3 protein-coding genes are annotated in these 4,196 nt (G+C 55.1%); all 3 read right to left on the reverse strand.

All coding sequences use genetic code 11. The features are described from left to right. On the reverse strand, window positions 1–359 hold a 359-nt coding region (locus IE224_RS21215; RefSeq protein WP_229849497.1), incomplete at its 3' end, for a helix-turn-helix domain-containing protein. A gap of 1,090 nt (window positions 360–1,449) precedes the next feature. Further along, window positions 1,450–2,454 carry a DUF4062 domain-containing protein gene (locus IE224_RS20490; protein WP_191313339.1) on the reverse strand — a complete coding sequence of 335 codons (1,005 nt, stop codon included), beginning with the start codon at window positions 2,452–2,454 and terminating at the stop codon, window positions 1,450–1,452. Between the two features lie 371 nt (window positions 2,455–2,825). Further along, window positions 2,826–4,091, reverse strand: a complete 1,266-nt coding sequence (mobV, locus tag IE224_RS20495; RefSeq protein WP_191313341.1) for a MobV family relaxase — start codon at window positions 4,089–4,091, stop codon at window positions 2,826–2,828. Window positions 4,092–4,196 lie beyond the last annotated feature (105 nt).

The following is a 4,196-nucleotide window of genomic DNA, read 5'->3' on the forward strand; positions in this document are numbered from 1 at the left end:
CCGGGTCCTGAGGGAAGCTGTTGCTCACCTGGGTAAACCCCTGGAAGCTGCCGCAGAGGCTGTTGATGGTCTAACTTGTCTTTATCAGGCTGCTCCTCTTCGGAAAGAATGACACGAGCGCTGAATAGGCTATATCGAATGCCATCTCGTTTTCCGTTCCACGCTACACGATCGTTGATGATGTAGGCGTTGACCGTTCCCCTCCCACCGATTTGGCGGGTTTCGATCCAGTTGTCGCTCTGAAGCAGAGTTAAAGCGTCTCGAACGCCCCGCTCTGAGCCACCAACCAGCTGCGCTAGGGCTTTTTGAGAGATGACCACAGCGTTGTGTTCCCCCACCTGGCTAGTGAGGATGTGCATGACCTGAGCTGCAAGGGGCGACCTGCGGATAAGTGCCGCCCAAGCCTCATGAGCTGCACGTTCGGTTTGAACCCATTGGCCGCGGCGTCTTCTGTCAGGAAGAGAGTTCATGTTTAAGGCAGCCTATTTCCAATAATTGAACCTAGACTGCCGGAGGTGAGGCAGTGAGTCAACTCCTGTTATTGGAAGTGGGGATCCAAAAGTTGGACGCCTATTGCCGCACCCCCGGCAGTCTAGACTGCCTCACCCCCGGCAATAGCTATTGCCGGTGGAAGACAAGTAAGATGTTGATTAGTAACAATAAATTATCATGACCTTCTTATGATCTAATGGCAGGCAAAAAATCCACGGTCCGGGCGCGCTTGCGCGCCGGGGGGGCGCGCCCGCCAGGAAGCTGGCGACCCCCCGCCGAACGGACGGGCTGTGGGGTTTTTGAATGCCTATCGGACGCGAGGCCCCTTGTGGGCCGAGCGGTCGATACCGCGTGCGTGGGCGTGCGCGGCGGGTGGGGGTCCGGGGGAGGGTAAACCTCAGAGGTCGCGCTTAGAGCGCGGACAGGATCTGCTGAGAAACGAGGAAGCCAGGCTAGGGGGCTTTCCAGCCGAGCGGCGGCACTTGGAACACACAACACAAAAACCGCTCGGCTGATGGGATGGTTATGTTGTTGATTGACGCGTTAGTAAACTTGTCGAAATGTACAACCAAAGATTGCATTAGTCGAAGAACGTGCACGCCGTGGTTAAGGCGCTGCACCGAATGCCTCACAAGCAGCCAGGACAGTAATCACCCTTAGGTTGTAAACTACTGAAATCTATAGAATTTTTGGAACTTTTCCGTGCTTAGAACGTTTTAACTGTGATTGCTGGAGAGAGCGGTCGAGTTTTTGTGTTTTGAGTTCTGGTTTTCAGCGAGCCCCGCCTTCCGGCGGGGCTTTTTGCTGTCCGGCCGCAGAGGGCCTGTTCAACCCCAGGCTGCACACCTGCGGATATGAGGTTTTATGACACGGCAAGCGGGTGGGCGCGGGGTCGCGCCGGGGTTGTGAGGCAGAGAGGACGCGGGAAGGTCGCACCCTGTCTAGCACACTATGGCATTATTCCTTATTAACAATTGCTATTCTGGAGAACATTTCTTGTTTTCCTAGACTAGTAAGCTCCCAGAAAAGTTCTACCCCACCACCGTTGGTTTCGCCTGCTCCAACAGTAATTAGATTTAGGGCCGTTAGTTGAATTTTTATTTTCTGAAAAACGCCGTCGTCGATGCTAGCGGCGGAGCTATTTTCATCTGGATATTCGTGATCTACAAGAAGAGCGGAAATGATACTCTCAACGCTTGAGTCTATTTTGGGCAATATTAAATGCGGAGCTATCATAGAAAAAACATCTCCAAGGCTGATGGTGAAAAAGAAATTTTCTCTAACTCTACTACTTGAGGTGCGCACCATATGCGACCCACTTATTTTAATTTTGGTTTCCAGCCCGGCAAGGTTCTTTGGCAGCAAAATTTTTGGGGTGGTATCCTCCAACTTTTTCTTCAAGGCATCGTTTTCTTCTCTTAAAGAAATGATCATTTGCAGATTTTCTGCTGAGGTAGATTGTCCCCCTCTGACCCAACCAGGACGAGGTTTTGTAGCCTTTGCATGATCTAGTGCTTCACGCACGGCAAGCTTTAAGCCATCAAGGGTTTCCCAGCCTTTGCGTATTCTTCCGGTAGAGGCATCCTGTATAAACTTCTCTAGCTTCTCCTTGTTTTCAGGATTGGCTTCTGCTTTATTCACAGGAAGTTCTTCTCTTTTCTCTCGAACCATTAATAAAACAGGAACACCGATTTCTTTTGCGTACTCATATTCCTTCTGAGTGTAGCTTTTTCCGTCAAGAGCTAGAGAGCCGTAGCGTCCGGATATTATTAGAACATAATAATCACATTGCTTTATAATTGATTTTATGAAAGAGAATTGTTCTTCATCGGCAGCTGGAAACGCTTCCATTCCTACCGGGAAATCCCCTGCTCTAATGATTGTTTGCTCAACAGCCCTTCTTTCTTCCTTCAAGTCTTCATAGGTAGAACTTATAAAAACCTGATATTTTGTATCACTCATTTAGACTGTCCTGCTAAAGTGGAAATTGTTGGTAGGAACAAACTTCCTATGCTTTATCGCGGAAGCAGTAGTACTTCCTAGGGCCTAGGTGCTGGCAGCTTGAGGGCGTTCCTTTGCCAGACTGGCCTGCGGCCAGTCTTTGGGCAGATGGTCAGGTAGGACCGAGTGACACTCCTTTGCAGACTTGCAGGAAGTTGCTTGGAGGCCCGTTTTCTTCGTCCTGATCTGTAACGCTCGCCAAACAGCCCGTCCGGCCAGCCACGGCAGGGCCAAGTCCCACATTTGGCAGTGTAACGATGCCAAATTGCATTTCCTGCTACAGTCCGTCCCCTTAGTGGCAGTCTGGCAGATTGGCAGGCTGGTCGAGAAGGCTAGTGCCCGTCGTCCCAAGCGTCGTCCTTCGGCTTGATCCGGTGCTCGACCATGGGTTCGTCCCTGACCTGCTCCTGGGCGACAGGTTTCAGCTTCGGCGCGTGCTCGATCGCGGGCTTGAGCTGTATTCTGGTCCTGGTGGGAGCCTTTGCCTTGATGGCGGGCTGTGCCGCCGGGGCATCAAGCGCCTCCAGGGCCTCCTTGGCCGCTGTCTGCAAGCGGGTCATGAAATCTTTCTCATCCAGGCCGTTTTCCCGGGCAAAGGCGCGGCCGCCTGCTACCATGCCGTCCTGGATCGCGCCCAGGCGGCGGTTCTCCCGGGCGATGAGCTCAGCTCTGGTCCCGGTGGCTTTCAACTCGCGCTGCAGCCTGTGGTTCTCGTGCTGAAGCTTGCTCAGCTCCGTCTGCATCTTTGGGGTGCCGGTGATCTGCTGCTTGAGTGCAAAGACTTCGGCCGCATGATCGCGGTTCTCCCGGTGCCGAACTGCTTGAACACCCCTGAGAGCGTCTGAGACGGCTTCTGAGGCCCGTTCCCGCCATTCCGCGTCCGTCTCCGCTCCCAGACCCAGAAAGGCCCCTTTGCGGCGCTCTGGGAGGCTCACAGCGGCATCTGGGTCGCTGAGGTGAGCATAAGCCCTTTGGACCCGCTCATGACGCGCCGGAGAGCCCTGCAGGCCGCGTTCCAGCCCATGCGCCTTGCCCACCCGTTCCGCGAAGTCGGTCTGCATGGCCGAGAGCTGCTCGCGGCTGCCGACAAGGGCGCGGGCATTCAGTTTGCCGCGCTCGTCCAGGGGAATGGTCATCACCGTCATGTGGGGCGTGGTCTCGTCCCGGTGGATCACCGCGGAAAGGACGTTCTCGGCCCCGTGACGGGCCTTGAGCCAGTCCAGGGCCTCGGCAAAGTAGGCGTCCTGCTCCTGCCGGCTCATGGCCTTCAGGGCTTCGGGAGACCCACCCACGAAGTATTCCAGCCCGTGAACGGCATTGCTGCGGATCTTCTCGGGGGCACGCTCCTTCCAGGCATCGAGGACGGCCTGGCTGTTGTCACCGCCGACCAGAACGGTGTTGTCGGGGGTACGCCCGGTATCGGCATTGGGCGTGTCGCGTTCCCGGAAGGTATGCTGGAGACTGGCGCCCATGTTGCCCAGGGTCTTGATCTTAGCGCAGCGGAGGATCGCGAAGCTGCGCGCCGCGCCGAGATGCGGCATCCTGCCCCCGACGCGTCGATCGAAGCGCAACCGTTCCTCATCGTCTCGCGCGCCCATAATCCGACCCTCTGCAGGAAGGTTTATGTGTACTCACTAGACAATTTGGCACAAGGCCAAATTGTCTGCTCGCCCTGCAACGCAGGGAGGAACACATAAACCTTC

This window comes from Paracoccus aerius (assembly GCF_014656455.1).
Taxonomy (GTDB): Bacteria; Pseudomonadota; Alphaproteobacteria; order Rhodobacterales; family Rhodobacteraceae; genus Paracoccus; species Paracoccus aerius.

What these genes read in the sequence shown, in the direction of transcription:
- IE224_RS20490 (WP_191313339.1), bottom strand. Translation starts at nt 2,454, where the DNA reads ATGAGTGATACAAAATATCAGGTTTTTATAAGTTCTACCTATGAAGAC.
- mobV (WP_191313341.1), bottom strand. Translation starts at nt 4,091, where the DNA reads ATGGGCGCGCGAGACGATGAGGAACGGTTGCGCTTCGATCGACGCGTC.